At 40.2% G+C, this 276-nt stretch carries 1 protein-coding gene; it reads left to right on the forward strand.

Features of this window, described 5'->3' with window-relative positions; all coding sequences use genetic code 11:
- A partial coding sequence (locus A1232T_RS13405; protein ID WP_143514022.1) for a transposase occupies positions 1-276 on the forward strand: 276 nt, incomplete at both ends.

The raw sequence follows: 276 nt of genomic DNA on the forward strand, positions 1-276 counted from the left end.
TTTGTCTCTGTTGCCGTTGAAATAGATGCTGTAAACCTTACCAAAAAGAGAGGCAGACACACAGGTAAGCAAACTGGTGTAGACTTAGGTATTACTGACCTAACCACTCTATCAGACGGTACTAAAGTCAAAGCACCCAAGCCACTTAAGGTGAAACTCAAGAAACTTAAAAGGCTTAGTCGTCAATTAAGTCGTAAACAAAAAGGCAGTAACAATCGTGCTAAAGCGAAAGCCAAGCTATCACGATTGCACCTGCAAATTAGTAATATCCGTAAA

It is taken from the genome of Psychrobacter pasteurii, from assembly GCF_900162815.1.
GTDB lineage: Bacteria > Pseudomonadota > Gammaproteobacteria > Pseudomonadales > Moraxellaceae > Psychrobacter > Psychrobacter pasteurii.